This is a genomic window from Hafnia psychrotolerans, from assembly GCF_014639435.1.
Lineage (GTDB): Bacteria > Pseudomonadota > Gammaproteobacteria > Enterobacterales > Enterobacteriaceae > Ewingella > Ewingella psychrotolerans.
In genome coordinates this window covers 56,679-75,120 of sequence record NZ_BMFZ01000008.1, presented here as the reverse complement: position 1 = coordinate 75,120, position 18,442 = coordinate 56,679, and the positions used below count along the sequence as shown (strand labels likewise).

The following is an 18,442-nucleotide window of genomic DNA, read 5'->3' as shown; positions in this document are numbered from 1 at the left end:
ATGAGTGACATCAAAAAGAGAATATTTTTCTCCAAGGAGGTGAAATGGTAGATAAAATAGATCGCAAGCTATTGGCGATGTTGCAAGAAGACTGCACTCAGTCGATCACCGTGCTGGCAGAGGCAGTCAATCTGACGACCACGCCTTGCTGGAAACGTCTGAAACGGATGGAAGATGAGGGCATTATTCGGGGTCGAGTTGCGTTGCTGGATAACGAAAAACTGGGACTAAGCCTGACGGCGTTTGTGCTGATTAAGACCCAGCATCACAGCAGCGACTGGTATCAAAATTTTGTCAGTCAGGTGGCGGCATTGCCCGAGGTGCTGAGCTTTTACCGCATGGCGGGGGAGTACGATTATCTACTCCAGGTGCAGGTGGCCGATATGAAAAGTTACGACAATTTTTACAAACGTCTGGTGAACGGCGTTTCGGGCTTGATCGACGTGACCTCGAGTTTTGCGATGGAACGTATTAAATCCACGACTGCATTACCATTATAAGGACATCGGGACCTCTGCGACTACTGTCTTGCTGTAACGTCATTGAGGTTGAGTGGTTATGCAATGTTTCAGCAAAAAGTTTCATCAGAATGGCGTGTTAACAGTGTTATTCTGGTGGTGGTTCGATAATAAAAACGACTTTGTGTTTTAGACGGCCAATATGTTGGTCATCAACAAATGGATAACTCTGCGTGAGATTGTTTGCTCAACTAGGTTGGTATTTCCGCCGCGAATGGCGACGTTATCTCGGTGCCGTTGCTCTGCTGATTGTGATCGCTATTTTGCAGTTACTGCCGCCAAAACTGGTGGGGATCATCATTGATGGTGTGACCTCAAAACAGATGACTTCAACCGTGTTATTCGGCTGGCTCGGACTGATGCTGGTAACGGCAATTGTGGTTTATCTGTTGCGCTATGTCTGGCGAGTCCTGTTGTTCGGGGCATCCTATCAGCTGGCCGTAGAACTGCGGCAGAGCTTCTTTAAGCAGCTCAGTCGCCAGCATCCTGCCTTTTATTTGCGTCATCGTACTGGTGATCTGATTGCCCGCGCCACCAATGACGTGGATCGTGTGGTCTTCGCCGCGGGTGAAGGCGTGCTGACGCTGGTTGATTCGATGGTGATGGGGCTTGCAGTACTGATCGTCATGGCCATACAAATCAGCTGGGAGCTGACCCTATTATCTCTGGTACCCATGCCAATTATGGCAATGGTTATCAAACGTTATGGTGACCAGCTCCATCAGCGTTTCAAAACAGCGCAAGCGGCGTTCTCCTCCTTAAACGATCAGGCACAGGAGAGCTTGACCAGTATCCGCATGATCAAGGCTTTCGGTCTGGAAAACCATCAGTCCTCCCAATTTGCAGACGTCGCCGCAGATACCGGCGTTAAAAATATGCGTGTCGCACGTGTTGATGCCCGTTTCGACCCGACGATTTATGTCGCTATCGGGATGGCTAACCTGCTGGCTATCGGGGGGGGGAGTTGGATGGTCGTTAACGGGCACCTGACGCTCGGCCAACTGACCAGTTTTGTTATGTACCTCGGGCTGATGATCTGGCCGATGCTGGCGCTGGCCTGGATGTTCAATATTGTTGAACGTGGTAGCGCGGCTTACAGCCGGATCCGCAGTTTATTAGAGGAAGCACCAAGCGTCGTTGACGGTGAAACGCCGCTGCCTGCTGGACGCGCCAGACTTGAGGTGCATATTGACGACTTCCATTACCCCGAAAACAACCAGCCGGCGCTGCATTCGGTGGGCTTCACACTGCGTCCCGGCCAGATGTTGGGGTTATGTGGGCCAACGGGTTCGGGGAAAAGTACCTTACTCGGGCTGATTCAACGCCAGTTTGATGTGACCCAGGGCGATATTCACTATAACGGTATGTCACTGAAAACGATCCGGCTTGATGACTGGCGTGGTCGTATGGCCGTTGTCAGCCAGACACCCTTCTTGTTTTCTGACACAGTCGCACAAAATATCGCTCTCGGTCGCCCTGAAGCAACGCAGGCAGAGATTGAGACCGCAGCGCGTTTAGCCAGCGTTCACGACGACATTCTGCGTCTGCCACAAGGTTATGAAACTGAAGTCGGAGAGCGAGGCGTCATGCTTTCAGGTGGGCAGAAGCAACGAATTTCGATTGCCCGAGCGCTGCTGTTACAGGCGGAAATCCTGATCCTCGATGATGCGCTGTCTGCCGTGGATGGTCGTACCGAGCATCAAATTTTGCACAACTTACGTGAGTGGGGCAGTGATCGTACCGTGATCATCAGCGCCCATCGCCTGTCGGCACTGACCGAAGCCAGCGAAATTCTGGTGTTTAGCAGCGGGACGGTGACTCAGCGTGGCGATCATAACCATCTGTCCTCACAACCCGGCTGGTATCGTGATATGTACCGCTATCAACAGCTGGAAGCCGCACTAGACGATGTCCCGGCAGAAAAGCTTTCACAGGTTTTGGTAGAAAATAAAGATGATTAAAATTCAGAAAAGCTGGCCAACGCTGAAACGGTTGCTCAGTTATGGCAAGACCTACCGTAAGCCATTGTCGATAGCGGTGATCATGCTGTGGGTGGCAGCAGCGGCCGAGGTGCTCGGTCCTATTCTCATCAGTTTCTTTATCGATAACTACGTCGCTAAAGGCATGTTGCCGCTCGGGATGGTCAGTCTGCTGGCGATTACCTTTATTTTGCTGCAATTTCTGGCTGCCGGATTGCACTACTTTCAGGCGTTGCTATTTAATCGTGCAGCCGTTGGCGTGGTGCAGCGGTTGAGAACTGACGTCATGGATGCGGCACTACGTCAGCCTCTCAGCGCCTTCGATACCCAGCCAGTGGGGCAGTTAATCTCTCGCGTTACCAATGATACTGAAGTGATTCGTGATCTTTATGTCACGGTAGTCTCAACGGTATTGCGCAGTATGGCGCTGATAGGCGCAATGCTAGTGGCGATGTACAGCCTCGACTGGCGGCTCGCATCTATCGCTATCTGTATTTTCCCGGCAGTATTTATCGTGATGGCCATCTATCAGGTCTACAGCACACCGATTGTGCGCCGGGTGCGCAGCTATCTGGCGGATATCAATGATGGTTTCAATGAAGTGATTAACGGCATGGGCGTGATTCAGCAATTCCGCCAACAGAAGCGTTTCGGCGATCGTCTGGCAAAGGCCAGCCAGTCGCATTACTTTGCCCGTATGCAGACACTGAAAATGGAAGGTTTTTTATTACGGCCATTGCTGAGCTTGTTTGCCTCTCTGGTGCTGTGCGGCCTTTTATTACTGTTTGGATTCAGCGCAGAGGGCTCCATTGGTGTCGGCGTGCTGTACGCCTTTATTAACTATCTCGGGCGACTGAACGAGCCGCTGATTGCGCTCACCTCGCAGCAGTCGATCTTTCAGCAAGCGGTGGTGGCCGGTGAACGTATTTTTGAGCTTATGGACCGCGCGCAGCAGCAGTATGGTGAAGATGTTAAACCACTGGCCAGCGGGAAGATTGATATTCGAGATCTGAGTTTTGCCTACAACGCGGACAAATGGGTGCTGGAGAATATCGGCCTCCAGGTGCCTTCGCGTGGTTTTGCTGCGTTGGTGGGGCATACTGGTAGTGGCAAAAGCACGTTGGCGAATTTATTGATGGGCTACTACCCAATCACGCATGGCGAGATCCGGGTGGACGGGCGCCTTCTCTCTGAGCTATCTCACACCTCTCTGCGAAAAGGCATTGCTATGGTTCAGCAGGATCCGGTGGTTCTGGCTGAGTCGGTGTATGTCAATGTGACGTTAGGTCGCGATATTGACGAGGAGCAGGTTTGGCATGCACTGGAAACTGTTCAGCTTGCGCCGTTGGTGAGAGCGATGCCGGACGGCATATATACCCGCCTCGGTGAGCAGGGGAATAATCTGTCAGTTGGACAGAAACAATTATTGGCAATGGCACGTGTTCTGGTGCAAGCCCCGGAAATTTTGATCCTTGACGAGGCAACCGCCAATATTGACTCCGGCACGGAACAAGCGATCCAACGCGCGCTTCGCTCCATCAGGCGACATACTACGCTGGTGGTGATTGCCCACCGTTTATCGACGATTGTCGATGCTGACAACATTCTGGTTTTGCATCGTGGTCAGGCGGTCGAGCAGGGTAACCATCAGCAGCTTCTGGCCGAAAAAGGTCGATATTATCAAATGTATCAGTTGCAGTTGGTGGGTGAAGAGTTAGCTTCTGGCCAGCATGAGATCCCGGTAACTGAGAACAGTTAAAATCAAAATCTGGAACCGTCTTGAAGGCGGTTTCCGCCTTTTATTTTACCCACTTTTTGCGGGTTGGTTGTTCAATGCACCGCCTTATCGCATCCTCCTTTTCCATTCCTACTGTAATGCACTGAAAAAAAGCGTCATGCACTTTTATGGTGCGTTTCTCCTCAACCTTTTTGCACCACCTGGTTTTTCCCTTCTGGCGATTATTCTTAAAATGCCGCTGCTATGCGGTTAATAAAGTAATCAACTGAAGAAAACAACTCTGGCACAGCCTTTGCTTTATTACTTGCGTATCGGGCGCGAATCCCCTCGCGACAAGCTCTTAATTCGAGGAGTGGCAAAATGAAGCTGGTTACTGTGGTGATCAAACCTTTCAAGCTGGAAGACGTGCGCGAAGCGCTGTCTGCTGTAGGAATCCAAGGGCTGACCGTGACCGAAGTTAAAGGGTTTGGTCGTCAGAAGGGACACGCGGAGTTGTACCGTGGTGCGGAGTACAGCGTTAATTTCCTGCCAAAAGTCAAAATAGATATTGCGATTGCCGATGATCAACTTGATGAAGTCATCGATGTGATAAGCAAAGCGGCCTACACCGGCAAGATCGGTGATGGCAAAATTTTTGTTGCTGAATTGCAACGCGTTATTCGCATCCGTACCGGCGAAACCGACGAAGCAGCACTGTAATTTCGGACTCACGACTTTCGATCATAATTTAGAACAACAGCTTAGAGAAACAGGGGTGGGTTAATAATGAAAAAACTTCTTTCGATGATGGGACTCGGTTCTGTAGCCATGTTGCCATCACTCGCCATGGCAGCGGCTCCAGCAGTGGCAAACGGTGCTGATAATGCCTTTATGATGATTTGTACCGCATTAGTACTCTTCATGACGGTTCCCGGTGTAGCGTTGTTCTACGGCGGCTTGCTGCGTTCTAAAAACGTGTTGTCGATGCTGACACAGGTTATCGTTACTTTTGCTTTGGTCTGCGTACTCTGGATGCTGTATGGCTACAGTCTGGCCTTCAGCGAAGGCAATGCCTTCTTCGGTGGGTTTGGTAACGCGATGCTCAAAGGCATTGGTTTGGATTCCGTCACCGGCACCTTCTCGCAGATGATCCATGTGGCCTTCCAGTGCTCATTTGCTTGCATCACGGTTGCACTGATCGTGGGTGGTCTGGCAGAGCGTGTTCGTTTTGCTGCAGTCCTTATTTTCACTGTGATTTGGTTGACCTTCTCTTATCTGCCGATTGCACACATGGTATGGGCGGGTGGTTTCCTGGCTGCTGACGGTGCGTTGGACTTTGCCGGTGGCACAGTGGTTCACATCAATGCCGCTATCGCGGGTCTGGTCGGTGCTTATATGCTGGGCAAACGCGCAGGTTTCGGTAAAGAAGCGTTCAAACCACACAACCTGCCAATGGTCTTCACGGGTGCATCGATTCTGTATGTTGGCTGGTTTGGTTTCAACGCCGGTTCAGCAAGTGCGGCAAGCTCTATAGCTGCACTGGCTTTCCTGAACACGGTGATGGCTACCGCGGGTGCCATCCTTTCCTGGACCTTGGTTGAGTGGATGGTGCGTGGTAAGCCTTCTCTGCTGGGCGCAAGCTCTGGTGCGATCGCGGGTCTGGTTGCTATCACCCCGGCATGCGGTACGGTCGGTGTTGGTGGTGCATTAGTTATCGGTCTGGTCGGTGGTGTTGCCGGTCTTTGGGGTGTCGTTACTCTGAAAAAATGGCTGAATGTGGATGATACCTGTGATGTATTTGGTGTGCACGGCGTGTGCGGTATTGTGGGTTGTATTCTAACAGGCGTATTCACTTCCAGTTCTCTGGGCGGCGTAGGCTACGCAGAAGGCGTGACCATGGGTCATCAGGTTTGGATTCAGCTATTAAGCGTCGGCGTTACGCTGGTATGGTCTGGTGTTGTCGCCTTTATCGCTTTCAAAGTGGCAGATATGCTGGTCGGTCTGCGTGTCCCTGAAGAACAGGAACGCGAAGGTCTGGACGTGAACAGCCACGGAGAGAATGCCTACAACCAGTGATAGGATTTTAAATGAAGGGGCTTTCTAACTTCATAACAAATATATAAATACTGGTGAATGTGAAAAGGGGCGATAACAATATCGCCCCTTTTTTTATAGCAACTTTTGATTACTCAGATTTTCTTTTGCGGATCACGCCTTCCTGAACTGTTGAGGCAATAAGTACGCCATCGCGGGTATAGAATTGGCCTCGGACAAAACCGCGCGCACCAGAGGCTGAGGTACTTTCGACGGCATAGAGCAGCCAGTCATCCATACGGAATGGACGGTGGAACCACATAGAATGATCGATGGTAGCGACCTGCATATCCGGTTCAAGGAAGCCGATACCGTGAGGTTGTAATGCCGTGGGCAGGAAATTGAAATCTGATGCATAACCCAGTAAATACTGGTGAATACGCAAATCATCAGGCATTACCCCATTAGCGCGGAACCATACTGCGCGATTCGGTTCTTCCACGGTTCCCCTGAGTGGGTTATAGAATTTTACCGGGCGCATTTCGATGGGTTTCTGGCCGATGAACTTCTCCCGTACTTTTTCCGGTATCAGATGTGCCAGGTTTTTGGCGATATCTGATTCAGACATAAGCGACTCTGGCGGCGGTACATCCGGCATGGTGTTCTGATGTTCAAAACCTTCTTCCTGGCTCTGGAACGATGCGGTCATATAGAAAATAGGTTTGCCATTTTGTACGGCTTTGACGCGGCGGGCGCTGAAACTGTTGCCATCGCGCAGAATTTCCACATCATAAATGATCGGTTTACTGCTGTCTCCGGGACGTAAAAAATAGCTGTGGAAGGAGTGGATCCCGCGCTCACTGGGTACGGTTTGTTTGGCCGCATACAGCGCCTGCCCGACAACTTGACCACCGAAGACTTGGCGCAGGCCAAGATCTTCACTCTGGCCACGAAACAACCCTTCTTCGATTTTTTCCAGATCAAGCAGATCCAGTAAGTTTTGCAGTGCCTGACTCATAGGTGGCCTCATGAAAGTTGGTCTCCTGACGGGGCGGAGAACCCTGATAAATCAACTACGGCAGGAGAGGCGGTGAGTTATCTCTTTCATAATAGTAAAAAAAAACAGTGTTCAGAAGCTGAATTTAGCTGTCGGCAGGAAAGTTCCAGACTTTTGTGCCATGATTAATGAGTAAGGTGGTTAAAGCCACTATTCATAGTCGGCGTTTATTAGAGCTTGTCGACAAGCGAATAATAAAAAGGAGTACGATCAATGAAGCTTTGGCAGATTGTAGGTGGAACCGCGCTGTCTCTCACACTGGCCGGTTGCGCTTCGCAACACACTATGCCCGCGCAGGAAGCTCCTGCCAATACGTCGGCCAGCCCGTCCGGTCCGGCAATCACTGGCCCTAACGTATCGGGTACCGTGAATATTTCTCAGCGAATTGCTTTGCCGCCAGATGCTGTGCTGACAGTTACTCTGTCTGATGCCTCCATGTCTGACGCCCCATCCCGCGTGATTTCACAGAACGTTGCGCGTACCGGGGGGAAACAGGCACCCTTTACCTTTATTCTGCCGTACAACCCTCAGGATATTCAGCCGAATGCCCGAGTCATCCTTAGTGCGGCGGTGACGGTGAATGGTCAGATGACGTTCATCACTGATTCAGTAAAAGAAGTCGTCAACCGTGGTCAGGGAACTCGTGCTGACCTGCAGTTGGTGCCTGTCGCTTCAGTACCGGTTACGACCAAGCCAGCCGGGTTAGGCCCAATGAGTAACCCAAATGAGCCGGGGCTTGGAGCCTCACCAAATACCATGGCTCCGACCTCGGTTAGCCCAGCGTCAACTCAGCCGATGTATTAATTCTCCGGTTTAGCTAACGTTAAAAACACCGCCATTGCGGTGTTTTTTTATGGCGGTCATCACCACCTCCAGCCATGTTTCTTCAGATCAATGCGTCCGTTTTCGAACATAATGCCTTCTGATAACAAAGCCTGGCGCTGACGTTTGAAATCCTCACCTTGTTGGGATATTTCACCATGACGGTTAATTACCCGGTGCCAGGGCAGAGAACTGCCTTCAGGCAATTTTCTGAGTATGCCTCCCACTTGGCGTGCAGCGCGTGGTGAGCCGGCGAGTTGCGCCACGTTGCCATAGGTAGTGACCTGTCCCGCAGGAATGGCTGCGATTATCTGGTAAACACGCTGACGAAAAGTATCTCTCTCTGACTCCGACATGGCTGGCTCCTCAGTGATGATTGCCCATTATGCCGTAAACCCTAATCCCATAAAGCTTCTTTCCGGGCTGGTTGGGGTGGAGAGATTGTATAAGAAAACAACGGTCGTCGGCGGTTACCTTGCTTTTGGAACTGTCATCCCTGATAATGCAAGCCGCTTCACTTTTCTTATGCAGATAAGCGGAGCCAGTAATGACAATGGAGGCTCTGTTGGTTCTCCCGCAACACTAACTTGTTAACTCGGTCAGGTCCGGAAGGAAGCAGCCGCAGCAGGCGTCGTGTGTGCCGGGATGTAGCTGGCAGGGCCTCCACCATTTCTGCCTGACCTTTTTTATTTATTCTCTTTCCTGAGTTTTCTTTTATCATTTTTCTGCACTTATAAAAAAGCACCTTCACCGCACCCCTTTCGACGTTAGTGATGTACCCGCTTGGTTAAATAATGCGCGAGTAGAATAGCCAAAATGTATAACCCTAGCTGACTGGCATCACAAGCGCGGCAGATTTCTTCGATGGCTTTAAGCGGCTGAAAAGTCTTATCTTTTATGATCTGTGCAAGCAGAGCGGTATTCCAATTTTTATTACAGATTTTCAGGCAAAAATTAAGGAAAGGTGGAGAAAATTGTCAATAAGGTACACGATGGAGAACGTGGGATAAGTTTTTAAGAATAATAAACATCGGGCCGATTATATTACCGGCCCAATCAAGATATTCTGAAAAAGTTAACGTACGAACTTCCAAACAGCGACAGGAACTTTGTCAAAAAGCTTATTCATCGTTAGCTCAGCAAGGCGATGATCAGCTGCGGAGTAAAACAACTCCAGCTCATCGTCGGAAAGTTCGTACTTATTTTTCTCAATGACGCGCTCTAGTGTATCAATTGTGGTGCATTTTCTTAAACGCATCAAATAGTCGATTTTGTTCATCATGGCCTTTTCGTTATTAATCTCAAATACTGCGGGTAAAGTATTTCTTAAGTTTTCATTAGGGTACAGACGTACTCGCCTGAGAATATTCTGAATAATCGTTTTTTGGTTTTTTGCCATTGACGTAAATCAGAATCATTAATCCCATAATTACTGAACAAAGTGTAGGTATCGTCTAGATACTCCTCTACCAAATCGCTCAGATGAGTATCATCAGGATATTTTATTTTAAAGCTCATCACAAATGATGCAATGTGCTCGATAAGTTCGTTCAATTGCAGATTCATCGCGGATGTTGGGTCGTTAACCCAGCCGTGATGGCTGTCTCCCAGTGTGGCAATCCCTTCATCATAAAGATTTTCATTGAGGAACCGCAACTGCGCTATATCATGTCCCTTAGGCGAGTACTCATCCATATCATCCCCTCCGTAATGGCTTATTCGGTGTTGATAGCACTAAGTGAGTAACAGCATAACCTGATGGCTTATGGATAACTGTATACTACAAGATACATTGGACGACTCGCTAAAACATCGTTTGTTACTCAACCACAATAAACATTTATACGTTGGAAAAGACTATATTAGATTGGTAACAGGTTTAATGAATTTCATTTTACTAAAACTGCACAAATATATTACTAAAATTTACAATTTCTGAGCTGTAGCAGAACGCTCAGTATCTATGATATCAAATCCGAACGCATGATTTTTCACTTTAAATGTCGCACTCTCGGCAGCAGTTTCTTCAACATTAATGGCAAAGCATCCATGGGAAGCGCTACATTTAAACTGATAACTCATTGAATACGTACCAGTAGCAATAGCCTCACTCGACATCATCTTCAACAAATCTAGTATATATTACACATTTGTAGAGTAATAACACAAATTACTCACTAAAAGCTCTTCAATATCTGAAAGAGGGGCATCAATAAGATGTTGTAAATATGATATGGAAAGGTCTTTTCCATTATTTTCATAAGGGATTAGTCTCTTCATTCTATCTCCCTCTCTAAGATACTCAATTATAGTATTGCATATTTTTTTGAAAATGTGTCCTGTGTTGGGATTTTTTTGTACAGCAATTTTTTTATCTGCATGATGTATAAGTTTTTTTTGTTTTAAGTTCATATTTGATTACCTTTACGGGCACTAAGAGAGTGAAACCTGAACTCACTGCTATAGAGCGTGAGTCTTTTAGCATCAGTTAATAGCCTCAAAAATAGAAAGTTACAACTTAGAATGTTGTATATGGCTAACTATTGTGATGTTATAATGTAACGAAAAAAGAGGTCGCCATGCATAACACACTATTTACTCTCTCTGCACTTGCCCGCTGTGGTGCCATTGTTATTCTTCTGGCGCTGCTTTGGGGTGGGGTTTATTGGGCCATTTCATTGCCATGATTTCAGTTAAACAACTTTCTGTCGGCTATGACCGACATGCTGTGGCTATGCCTCTGGATGGGTGCTTTACCACAGGTTCGCTGACTGCGATTATCGGTGCGAATGGCGCCGGTAAGTCCACCTTATTGAAAACCCTGGCCGGTTTACAAGCTGCAGTCGCAGGCAAACTTATTTTTAGTGCGGAAGGTGGGGGTCGAAAGCTGCCACGTATGGCGTATTTACCGCAGCAAGCCGAACTAGACCGTACGTTTCCTATTAGCGTTTTTGATCTGGTTGCCATGGGGTGTTGGCCACAAAGTGGACTCTTTAGGGGCATCAGTTGCCAGTCAGCAGAGCGGGTAGCTCAAGCTCTCAGTACGGTTGGCATGAGCGCGATGGCGAATTCTCGAGTTGGGGATCTTTCTGGTGGGCAGCTACAGCGTACTCTGTTTGCGCGGCTGCTGATCCAGCAGGCTCCGCTAATCATGCTGGATGAGCCGTTCACGGGTATTGACAGTCAGACTATTGAGCTTTTGCTGAAAGTCATTGCTCAATGGCACCGTGAGGGAAAAACGATAATTGCAGTACTTCATGATATTTCAATGGTAGTACGCCATTTTCCGCAGGTTTTGTATCTCAGCGCAGAGCGAAATATTTGGGGAACAGCGAATGATGTGCTCAATCATTTTCCTAATCGGATGCATGCCTGCGTTTCCGCAGATACCTTTAGCCTTACTGCTGGGGTCACTGCGTTATGATGCTTTTTCATTTACTTGCCGATCCTTTTATTGAGTTCGGCTTCATGCGTCGTGCGCTTATTGCCTGCCTGGCGCTGTCCATCAGTGCTACACCGCTCGGCGTTTTTCTGTTGTTACGACGTATGAGTCTGGTGGGTGATGCTTTATCACATGCAGTATTACCCGGCGCAGCAATTGGCTATTTAATTTCTGGAATGTCATTGGTTGCCATGGGGATTGGCGGATTTATCGCCGGCTTAGCTGTGGCTATGCTTTCCGGACTAGTAAGCCGCCGGACTGAATTGAAAGAGGATGCCAGCTTCGCCGGATTTTATCTGGGTTCTTTGGCCCTTGGAGTGACGCTGGTGTCATTACGCGGTTCTAGTGTGGATTTACTGCATGTACTTTTCGGTTCGATTTTGGCGATCGATTCGTCAGCTATCATCATGGTTGGCATCATTGCCAGTGGTTCACTGCTCGTGCTGGCGGCGATTTATCGTGCGCTGGTGATTGAGTCTTTCGACTCATTGTTCCTGCGTGTTAGTGCCGGTAAATGGCTGGCAGCAATACATGGAATTTTTCTGGCGCTGGTGGTGATCAACCTGGTGGCCGGCTTCCAAATCCTCGGCACTCTCATGTCTGTCGGCCTGATGATGTTACCTGCGGCCAGTGCACGTTTTTGGGCACGGGATCTGCCACATACCCTTCTGAGTGCCGTGGTGATTGGTATTATCAGTAGTCTGGTCGGCCTTGTATGGTCTTATTACGCGTCACTGCCAGCCGGTCCAGCGATTGTTCTCAGTGCCAGTATTATTTTCTTTATCTCAGTATTATTTGGATCGCGGGGCGGCATGTTAACCGCATCGCGTCGTTAAGCAGTACCACAAGAAAGGAGAAATGATGAAACGTTTACCTGTTGCTCTGGCAGTAGCTGCCCTGCTGTCGAGCCCGCTGGCAATGGCTAAAACTGTCAATGCTGTAGCCAGTTTTTCAATTTTAGGCGATATCGTTCACCAAGTGGGGGGCGAGCATGTGAAGGTCACTAGTCTGGTGGGCCCGAACGGTGATCCACACAGCTTTGAGCCCTCGCCAAAAGACAGTAAAGCGATCAATGCTTCTGATGTGGTTTTTTTGAGTGGCCTGGGTCTGGAAGGGTGGATCGACCGCTTGGTATCAGCCTCTGGCTATAAAGGCAAGGTGGTCACCGCTTCGGATGGAGTAAATTCGCGCCAAATGGTGGATGATGGTAAAGAAATCACCGATCCGCATGCCTGGAACAGCATGGCTAATGGCGTCATTTATGCCACTAATGTGATGAATGCGTTGATTGTCGCCGATCCAGAAGATGCCAATTATTTCCGTAAGCGCGGCGGTGCTTATATCGAACAACTCAAAAAACTGGATGAATGGGCCAAGTCAGAATTTAATGGTATTCCACAGGCGAATCGCAAAGTGCTAACCAGTCATGATGCTTTTGGCTACTTTGGCCGCGAGTATAATGTGACTTTTATGGCTCCAGTGGGGTTCTCAACCGAATCTGAAGCCAGCGCCAGCGGTGTTGCTTCTCTGATCAAACAGATCAAAGAAGAGAAAGTGAAAACCTATTTCATTGAGAATCAGACTGATCCTCGTCTGGTAAAACAGATCGCGGCGGCTACCGGTGCTCAAGCGGGCGGTGAACTTTATCCTGAGGCACTTTCAGGCCCTAAAGGCCCGGCAACAACGTATGAGAAAGCGTTCAAACATAACGTGGAGTCAATTGTAGCCAGTATGAAGTAATGCTCTATATCACCTTTCCATGCTCGAGGGTGGAAAGGTGTTTCTCATCATTTCGGCAGTAAATAAAAAGCCCCGTCGGGCAAGCGTCGGGGCTTTTCTATTTGAACGTCAGCAGAAGAGGGGAGTTGCTTAGCGTTTTTTCTTCTTACCCTGCACCGCTTTAAACCGCGGATTAGTTTTACAAATCACATAAAGACGGCCTTTACGGCGCACGACTCTGCAATCCGGATGACGATTTTTAGCAGAACGTAATGAACTCAATACCTGCATCTGATACTCCTTAAGAATCTGTTACTTCGTCTTATTCAGGAAGCTGCCGAAACGCTGATTGAAGCGCGCGGTACTTCCTTCTTTTGAATACTCTTTCTGTTTACCGGTGTAATACGGGTGCGAGGCCGAAGAGATTTCGATAGTGATATACGGGAAGGTAGATCCTTCTAGTTCGATAGTGCGGTCAGTTTTGATAGTTGACCCCACTTTAAAATATTCGTTAGCGCTCGTGTCGTGGAATACCACAGTACGATAGACCGGATGGATATTGGCTTTCATTATGACCCTTGACTGTTATGTTATACTATAACAATATTATGCACCGGTTTTATTGCTGGTTCAAGTTTCTTCAGGCATAAAAAAGGCCGCTTGCGCGGCCTTGAAGGGTGTTAGTGAATCAATTACGGATTTCGATGCTCTGTCGTATGGGTATGCTCGACGTCATCACTCTTCTTGCTAAAGCGGCGGCGAACGACCACAAAGAAGATTGGAACGAAGAAGATTGCCAATAGCGTCGCAGTGATCATACCGCCCATAACACCGGTACCTACTGCGTTCTGGGCGCCGGAACCGGCACCGCTACTGATAACGAGTGGCATAACACCCAAGATGAAGGCCAGAGATGTCATCAGGATTGGACGTAAACGCATGCGCACCGCTTCTAACGTTGCCTCGATCAGGCCCTTTCCTTCCTTGTCCATCAGGTCTTTGGCGAACTCAACAATCAAAATTGCGTTCTTCGCCGATAGCCCAATGGTGGTCAACAGACCAACCTGGAAGTAAACGTCATTGCTCAGACCGCGCATGGTCGCTGCAATCAATGCTCCAACCACACCCAGTGGAACAACCAGCATGACAGAGAACGGTATTGACCAGCTTTCATACAACGCTGCCAGACACAGGAAGACGACAATCAGTGAGATGGCGTACAACGCTGGAGCCTGATTACCGGATAACCGTTCCTGATAGGAGAGGCCTGTCCAGTCATAACCGATACCACTTGGCAGTTTTGAAGCCAGAGATTCCATCATCACCATGGCAGCACCGCTGCTTTTACCCGGCGCTGGCTGACCCAGAATTTCCATTGATGGCAGACCGTTGTAACGCTCCAGACGAGGAGAACCGTATTCCCACTTTGACGTAGAGAAAGCAGAGAACGGCACCATTTGACCGGAACTACCGCGGACAAACAGGTTGTCGATGTCTCTTGGCAGCATGCGATATTTGTTTTCTGCCTGAACATACACTTTCTTCACACGCCCGCGATCAATGAAGTCATTGACGTAACTACCACCGATAGAGGCACCCAGCGTGGTGTTGATATCAGACAATGAGACACCTAGCGCGCTGGCTTTCTCCTGGTCAATTTCAAGCTTGAACTGTGGTGTATCTTCCAGACCGTTAGGGCGTACCTGCGACAGTAAATCAGGATGTTGAGCAACCATACCCAAGAGTTGGTTACGAGCCTGAGTCAGCTTGTCATGACCAAGGTTGGCCTGATCAATCAGCTGAAAGTCAAAACCGGTAGCGTTACCCAATTCTACAATTGCCGGAAGGTTGAACGCGAATACCAGAGCATCTTTTATGGTACTGAAATACTGCATCGCACGGCCGGAAATCGCCGGAACTTTATTTTCTGCGCCGCTGCGTTCGGACCAGTCTTTCAGGCTAATAAACGCCAGCCCGGTGTTCTGCCCACGACCTGCGAAACCAAATCCGTTAATGGTAAACACGGAGTTCACGTTGGCTTTTTCTTTCGTCAGATAATAGTTGCTGACATCATCGAGCACTTTCTGCGTACGTTCCTGAGTCGCACCTGCTGGCAACTGCGCCATGGTCAGGAATACGCCCTGGTCTTCTTCCGGCAGGAAGGAGGTTGGCAGTCGGATAAAGAGCAATGCCATACCGACAACGATCAGCAGATAAATCACCAGATAACGGCCAGTACTCTGCAGAATATTACCTATGCTGTCAGTGTAGTGGTGTGTGCTTTGATCGAATTTTTTGTTAAACCAGCCGAAGAAGCCTTTTTTATCGTCGTGCTCACCCTTGGCAATAGGTTTGAGCATGGTTGCACAAAGTGCTGGCGTCAGGATCATCGCCACCAGTACTGACAGCACCATCGCCGAAACGATAGTAATGGAGAACTGACGGTAGATAACACCGGTTGAACCACCAAAGAATGCCATCGGAATAAATACCGCTGACAGTACCATCGCGATACCGACCAGTGCGCCTTGGATCTGCTCCATCGACTTCTTGGTGGCTTCTTTGGGCGGTAGCCCTTCTTCTGCCATGACACGTTCAACGTTCTCTACCACCACGATGGCGTCATCGACCAACAAGCCTATGGCAAGCACCATCCCGAACATCGTCAGGGTATTTATCGAATAACCAAATGCGGCGAGAATCGCAAAGGTACCTAACAGAACAACCGGAACGGCAATTGTTGGGATCAACGTTGCGCGGAAGTTTTGCAGGAACAAGAACATCACCAGGAAGACCAGAAGGATGGCTTCGAAGAGTGTTTTCGCGACCTCTTTAATCGAGATTTGAACGAACGGCGTAGTGTCATAGGGGTAAACAACTTTTAAGCCCGCCGGGAAGAACGGCTGAAGCTTAGCCAGCGTTGCCTTGACTGATGATGCGGTATCAAGTGCGTTAGCCCCCGTGGCGAGTTTAATACCCAAACCGGATGCCGGCTGTCCGTTGTAACGAGCAACAACATCGTAGCTTTCACCACCAAGTTCGATTTTCGCGACATCTTTCAACCGAACCTGCGAACCATCGGCGTTGACTTTCAGAATGATTTTACCGAATTCATCTGCAGATTTCAGACGCGTCTGCGCCACGATAGATGAATTCAACTGCTGGCCGGGAACTGGCGGAGTACCACCAAGCTGACCTGCTGCAATCTGGTTGTTCTGAACTTTAATCGCACTGATAACATCAACCGGTGTCAGCTGGAAATTATTCAGTTTGTGCGGGTCCATCCAGATACGCATCGCGTACTGGGCACCGAACAGCTGAACATCACCTACACCGTTGGTACGACTGATTGGGTCTTTAATGTTAGAACCCACATAGTCGGCAATATCCTCCTGATTCATTGAACCGTTGGTGGAAATAAAGCCGGCTACCATCAGGAAGCTGCTACTCGATTTCTGAACCGAAATACCCTGCTGCTGAACTTCCTGCGGCAGCAATGGCGTCGCCAACTGCAGTTTGTTCTGCACCTGTACTTGTGCAATATCCGCATCGGTGCCGGAGGCAAAAGTCAGGGTTATTTGAACGGTACCCGAGGAGTCACTGGTCGATGACATGTACATCATGTTATCGATACCGTTCATGTTCTGTTCAATAACCTGGGTCACGGTATCCTGAACCGTTTGCGCATCGGCACCCGGATAAGTTGCACTTATCTGAATAGCCGGAGGTGCAATAGTCGGATACTGTGCGATTGGCAACTTCAGCATTGCCAACCCGCCTGCCAACATGATGATGATGGCGATAACCCACGCAAATATCGGGCGATCTATAAAAAACTTAGCCATGAATTACCGGCTCCTAATTAAGACTTCGGCGCTGTATCAGGTGCAGCTTGTTTCTGATCCGCTGCGTTTTGATCGACTTCCTGCGCATTAACCTGCACGCCTGGCTTGATTTTCTGCAATCCGGTCACGATGATTTTGTCACCTGATTTCAGACCCGCAGTAACAACCCATTTGTCTCCGATTGCTTGCGTAGTGGTTACTGTGCGAAGTTCAACTTTATTATCTGCGCCAACAACCATGGCCGTCGCGTCGCCGCGTGGGTTACGGGTGATACCTTGCTGAGGAACCAGCAGTGCATTTTCATTTACACCTTCGTCCAGACGGGCACGAACGAACATACCTGGCAGCAGATCATCTTTCGGGTTAGGGAAGACGGCACGTAACGTAATAGAGCCGGTGGTTTCGTCAACGGTAACATCAGAGAATTCCAATGTGCCTGCTTGTGAATATTCACTATTGTTATCTAACAGCAATTTAACCTGGGCTTTACCGTTGGCTTGTTTAATTGAGCCATCAGCCAGTTCCTGTTTCAGACGCAGGAAATCATTGCTGGACTGAGTAACGTCGACATAGATAGGGTCGAGTTGTTGTACCGTCGCCAACGCATCAGCCTGACCATTGGTAACCAACGCGCCTTCGGTAACCGCAGATTTGCCGATACGGCCTGAAATAGGTGAGGTCACTTTAGTGTATGCCAGATTGATACGGGCAGATTCAACAGCAGCTTTAGCCGCGACGACACTTGCGTCAGCCTGAGCTGCGGTAGAGAAGGCCGTGTCGTAATCTTGTTTACTGATGTAATTGGTGCCCAGCAACGCCTTGTAGCGGTTCAGTGTGACGCGAGAAACCTGAGCATTAGCCTGAGCTTTAACCAGATCGCCTTTAGCGCTGTCATAGGCAGCTTGATAGGTGGCCGGATCAATTTGATACAAGGACATGCCAGCTTTAATGTCACTACCTTCAACGAAGTTACGTTTAAGGATAATCCCGGTGACTTGTGGGCGGACTTCAGCGATTCGGAAGGAGGCGGTACGACCGGGAAGCTCAGTAGTAACATTCAAAGGCGCAGATTTTAGCGTGACAACGCCGACTTCTGGCGCTTTCGGCGCACCCTTTTGAGCTTCTTTATCATTACATCCTGTAAGTGCTAAGCTTCCGGAAAGCAACAGAACTACCGCCAGAGGCGTTAACCCTCTGTTTATGTTCATAAATAAACCTCAAGTGTCCGATTTCAAATTGTCCAATGGATCACAAGCTTTAAAACCCATTGCTGCGCTTTTAATATGTGCGTGCTATGTTACATACATTC

At 48.9% G+C, this 18,442-nt stretch carries 18 protein-coding genes and 1 other RNA gene; 10 read left to right on the top strand and 9 right to left on the bottom strand.

Features of this window, described 5'->3' with window-relative positions; translation table 11 throughout:
- Nucleotides 1-44 precede the first annotated feature (44 nt).
- From IEV89_RS14920 to amtB, 5 genes are all read left to right on the top strand, one after another.
- Nucleotides 45-500: an Lrp/AsnC family transcriptional regulator gene (locus tag IEV89_RS14920; protein ID WP_188474319.1), complete on the top strand. Its 456-nt coding sequence runs from the start codon at nt 45-47 to the stop codon at nt 498-500.
- A 191-nt stretch (nt 501-691) separates the two neighbouring features.
- Nucleotides 692-2,479 (top strand): SmdA family multidrug ABC transporter permease/ATP-binding protein, encoded by a 1,788-nt coding sequence (locus IEV89_RS14915; RefSeq protein WP_188474318.1) that lies wholly within the window; start codon nt 692-694, stop codon nt 2,477-2,479.
- Complete coding sequence (locus IEV89_RS14910; protein WP_188474317.1) at nt 2,472-4,256, top strand: SmdB family multidrug efflux ABC transporter permease/ATP-binding protein; 1,785 nt, start codon at nt 2,472-2,474, stop codon at nt 4,254-4,256. Before IEV89_RS14915 ends, IEV89_RS14910 begins: the two co-directional genes overlap by 8 nt.
- 339 nt (nt 4,257-4,595) lie before the next feature.
- On the top strand, nt 4,596-4,934 hold the full coding sequence (glnK, locus tag IEV89_RS14905; RefSeq protein ID WP_009639071.1) for a P-II family nitrogen regulator: 339 nt from the start codon (nt 4,596-4,598) through the stop codon (nt 4,932-4,934).
- Between the two features lie 66 nt (nt 4,935-5,000).
- Complete coding sequence (amtB, locus tag IEV89_RS14900; RefSeq protein WP_188474316.1) at nt 5,001-6,290, top strand: ammonium transporter AmtB; 1,290 nt, start codon at nt 5,001-5,003, stop codon at nt 6,288-6,290.
- A 109-nt stretch (nt 6,291-6,399) separates the two neighbouring features.
- Here amtB and tesB read toward each other — a convergent pair whose 3' ends face one another.
- Nucleotides 6,400-7,266 (bottom strand): acyl-CoA thioesterase II, encoded by an 867-nt coding sequence (tesB, locus tag IEV89_RS14895; protein WP_188474315.1) that lies wholly within the window; start codon nt 7,264-7,266, stop codon nt 6,400-6,402.
- A gap of 252 nt (nt 7,267-7,518) precedes the next feature.
- Between tesB and IEV89_RS14890 the strand changes: the two genes are divergently transcribed.
- On the top strand, nt 7,519-8,109 hold the full coding sequence (locus IEV89_RS14890; protein WP_188474314.1) for a YbaY family lipoprotein: 591 nt from the start codon (nt 7,519-7,521) through the stop codon (nt 8,107-8,109).
- 59 nt (nt 8,110-8,168) lie between these two features.
- Here IEV89_RS14890 and IEV89_RS14885 read toward each other — a convergent pair whose 3' ends face one another.
- Nucleotides 8,169-8,483 (bottom strand): MGMT family protein, encoded by a 315-nt coding sequence (locus IEV89_RS14885; protein WP_188474313.1) that lies wholly within the window; start codon nt 8,481-8,483, stop codon nt 8,169-8,171.
- 207 nt (nt 8,484-8,690) lie between these two features.
- On the opposite strand from IEV89_RS14885, the gene ffs reads away from it, so the two are divergent.
- An RNA gene (gene ffs / locus IEV89_RS14880) (signal recognition particle sRNA small type) lies at nt 8,691-8,787 on the top strand.
- Between the two features lie 415 nt (nt 8,788-9,202).
- On the opposite strand, the gene IEV89_RS14875 is transcribed toward ffs, so the two are convergent.
- The 3 genes from IEV89_RS14875 to IEV89_RS14865 form a co-directional block, all read right to left on the bottom strand.
- Nucleotides 9,203-9,406 (bottom strand): HHA domain-containing protein, encoded by a 204-nt coding sequence (locus IEV89_RS14875; protein ID WP_188474474.1) that lies wholly within the window; start codon nt 9,404-9,406, stop codon nt 9,203-9,205.
- Nucleotides 9,407-9,453: 47 nt separating this feature from the next.
- Nucleotides 9,454-9,822, bottom strand: coding sequence for an Hha toxicity modulator TomB (gene tomB / locus IEV89_RS14870; RefSeq protein WP_188474312.1), 369 nt, complete (start codon nt 9,820-9,822; stop codon nt 9,454-9,456).
- A 447-nt stretch (nt 9,823-10,269) separates the two neighbouring features.
- Nucleotides 10,270-10,539 carry a hypothetical protein gene (locus tag IEV89_RS14865; RefSeq protein WP_188474311.1) on the bottom strand — a complete coding sequence of 90 codons (270 nt, stop codon included), beginning with the start codon at nt 10,537-10,539 and terminating at the stop codon, nt 10,270-10,272.
- Between the two features lie 271 nt (nt 10,540-10,810).
- Here IEV89_RS14865 and IEV89_RS14860 point away from each other — a divergent pair, with 271 nt between their 5' ends.
- From IEV89_RS14860 to IEV89_RS14850, 3 genes are read left to right on the top strand one after another with little or no spacing between them, the layout of a single operon-like run.
- Nucleotides 10,811-11,551 carry a metal ABC transporter ATP-binding protein gene (locus IEV89_RS14860; RefSeq protein WP_188474310.1) on the top strand — a complete coding sequence of 247 codons (741 nt, stop codon included), beginning with the start codon at nt 10,811-10,813 and terminating at the stop codon, nt 11,549-11,551.
- Entirely contained in the window at nt 11,548-12,405 is an 858-nt protein-coding gene (locus IEV89_RS14855; RefSeq protein WP_188474309.1) for a metal ABC transporter permease, read from the top strand. Before IEV89_RS14860 ends, IEV89_RS14855 begins: the two co-directional genes overlap by 4 nt.
- Before the next feature lie 25 nt (nt 12,406-12,430).
- A complete protein-coding gene (locus tag IEV89_RS14850; protein ID WP_188474308.1) occupies nt 12,431-13,309 on the top strand; it encodes a metal ABC transporter substrate-binding protein in 879 nt (292 codons plus the stop codon).
- A 129-nt stretch (nt 13,310-13,438) separates the two neighbouring features.
- Here IEV89_RS14850 and ykgO read toward each other — a convergent pair whose 3' ends face one another.
- The 4 genes from ykgO to IEV89_RS14830 form a co-directional block, all read right to left on the bottom strand.
- Nucleotides 13,439-13,579 (bottom strand): type B 50S ribosomal protein L36, encoded by a 141-nt coding sequence (ykgO, locus tag IEV89_RS14845; RefSeq protein WP_188474307.1) that lies wholly within the window; start codon nt 13,577-13,579, stop codon nt 13,439-13,441.
- Between the two features lie 21 nt (nt 13,580-13,600).
- Nucleotides 13,601-13,858 carry a type B 50S ribosomal protein L31 gene (locus IEV89_RS14840; RefSeq protein WP_188474306.1) on the bottom strand — a complete coding sequence of 86 codons (258 nt, stop codon included), beginning with the start codon at nt 13,856-13,858 and terminating at the stop codon, nt 13,601-13,603.
- A 122-nt stretch (nt 13,859-13,980) separates the two neighbouring features.
- Nucleotides 13,981-17,133 (bottom strand): multidrug efflux RND transporter permease subunit AcrB, encoded by a 3,153-nt coding sequence (gene acrB, locus IEV89_RS14835; RefSeq protein WP_188474305.1) that lies wholly within the window; start codon nt 17,131-17,133, stop codon nt 13,981-13,983.
- Nucleotides 17,134-17,150: 17 nt separating this feature from the next.
- Nucleotides 17,151-18,341: an efflux RND transporter periplasmic adaptor subunit gene (locus IEV89_RS14830; RefSeq protein WP_188474304.1), complete on the bottom strand. Its 1,191-nt coding sequence runs from the start codon at nt 18,339-18,341 to the stop codon at nt 17,151-17,153.
- Nucleotides 18,342-18,442 lie beyond the last annotated feature (101 nt).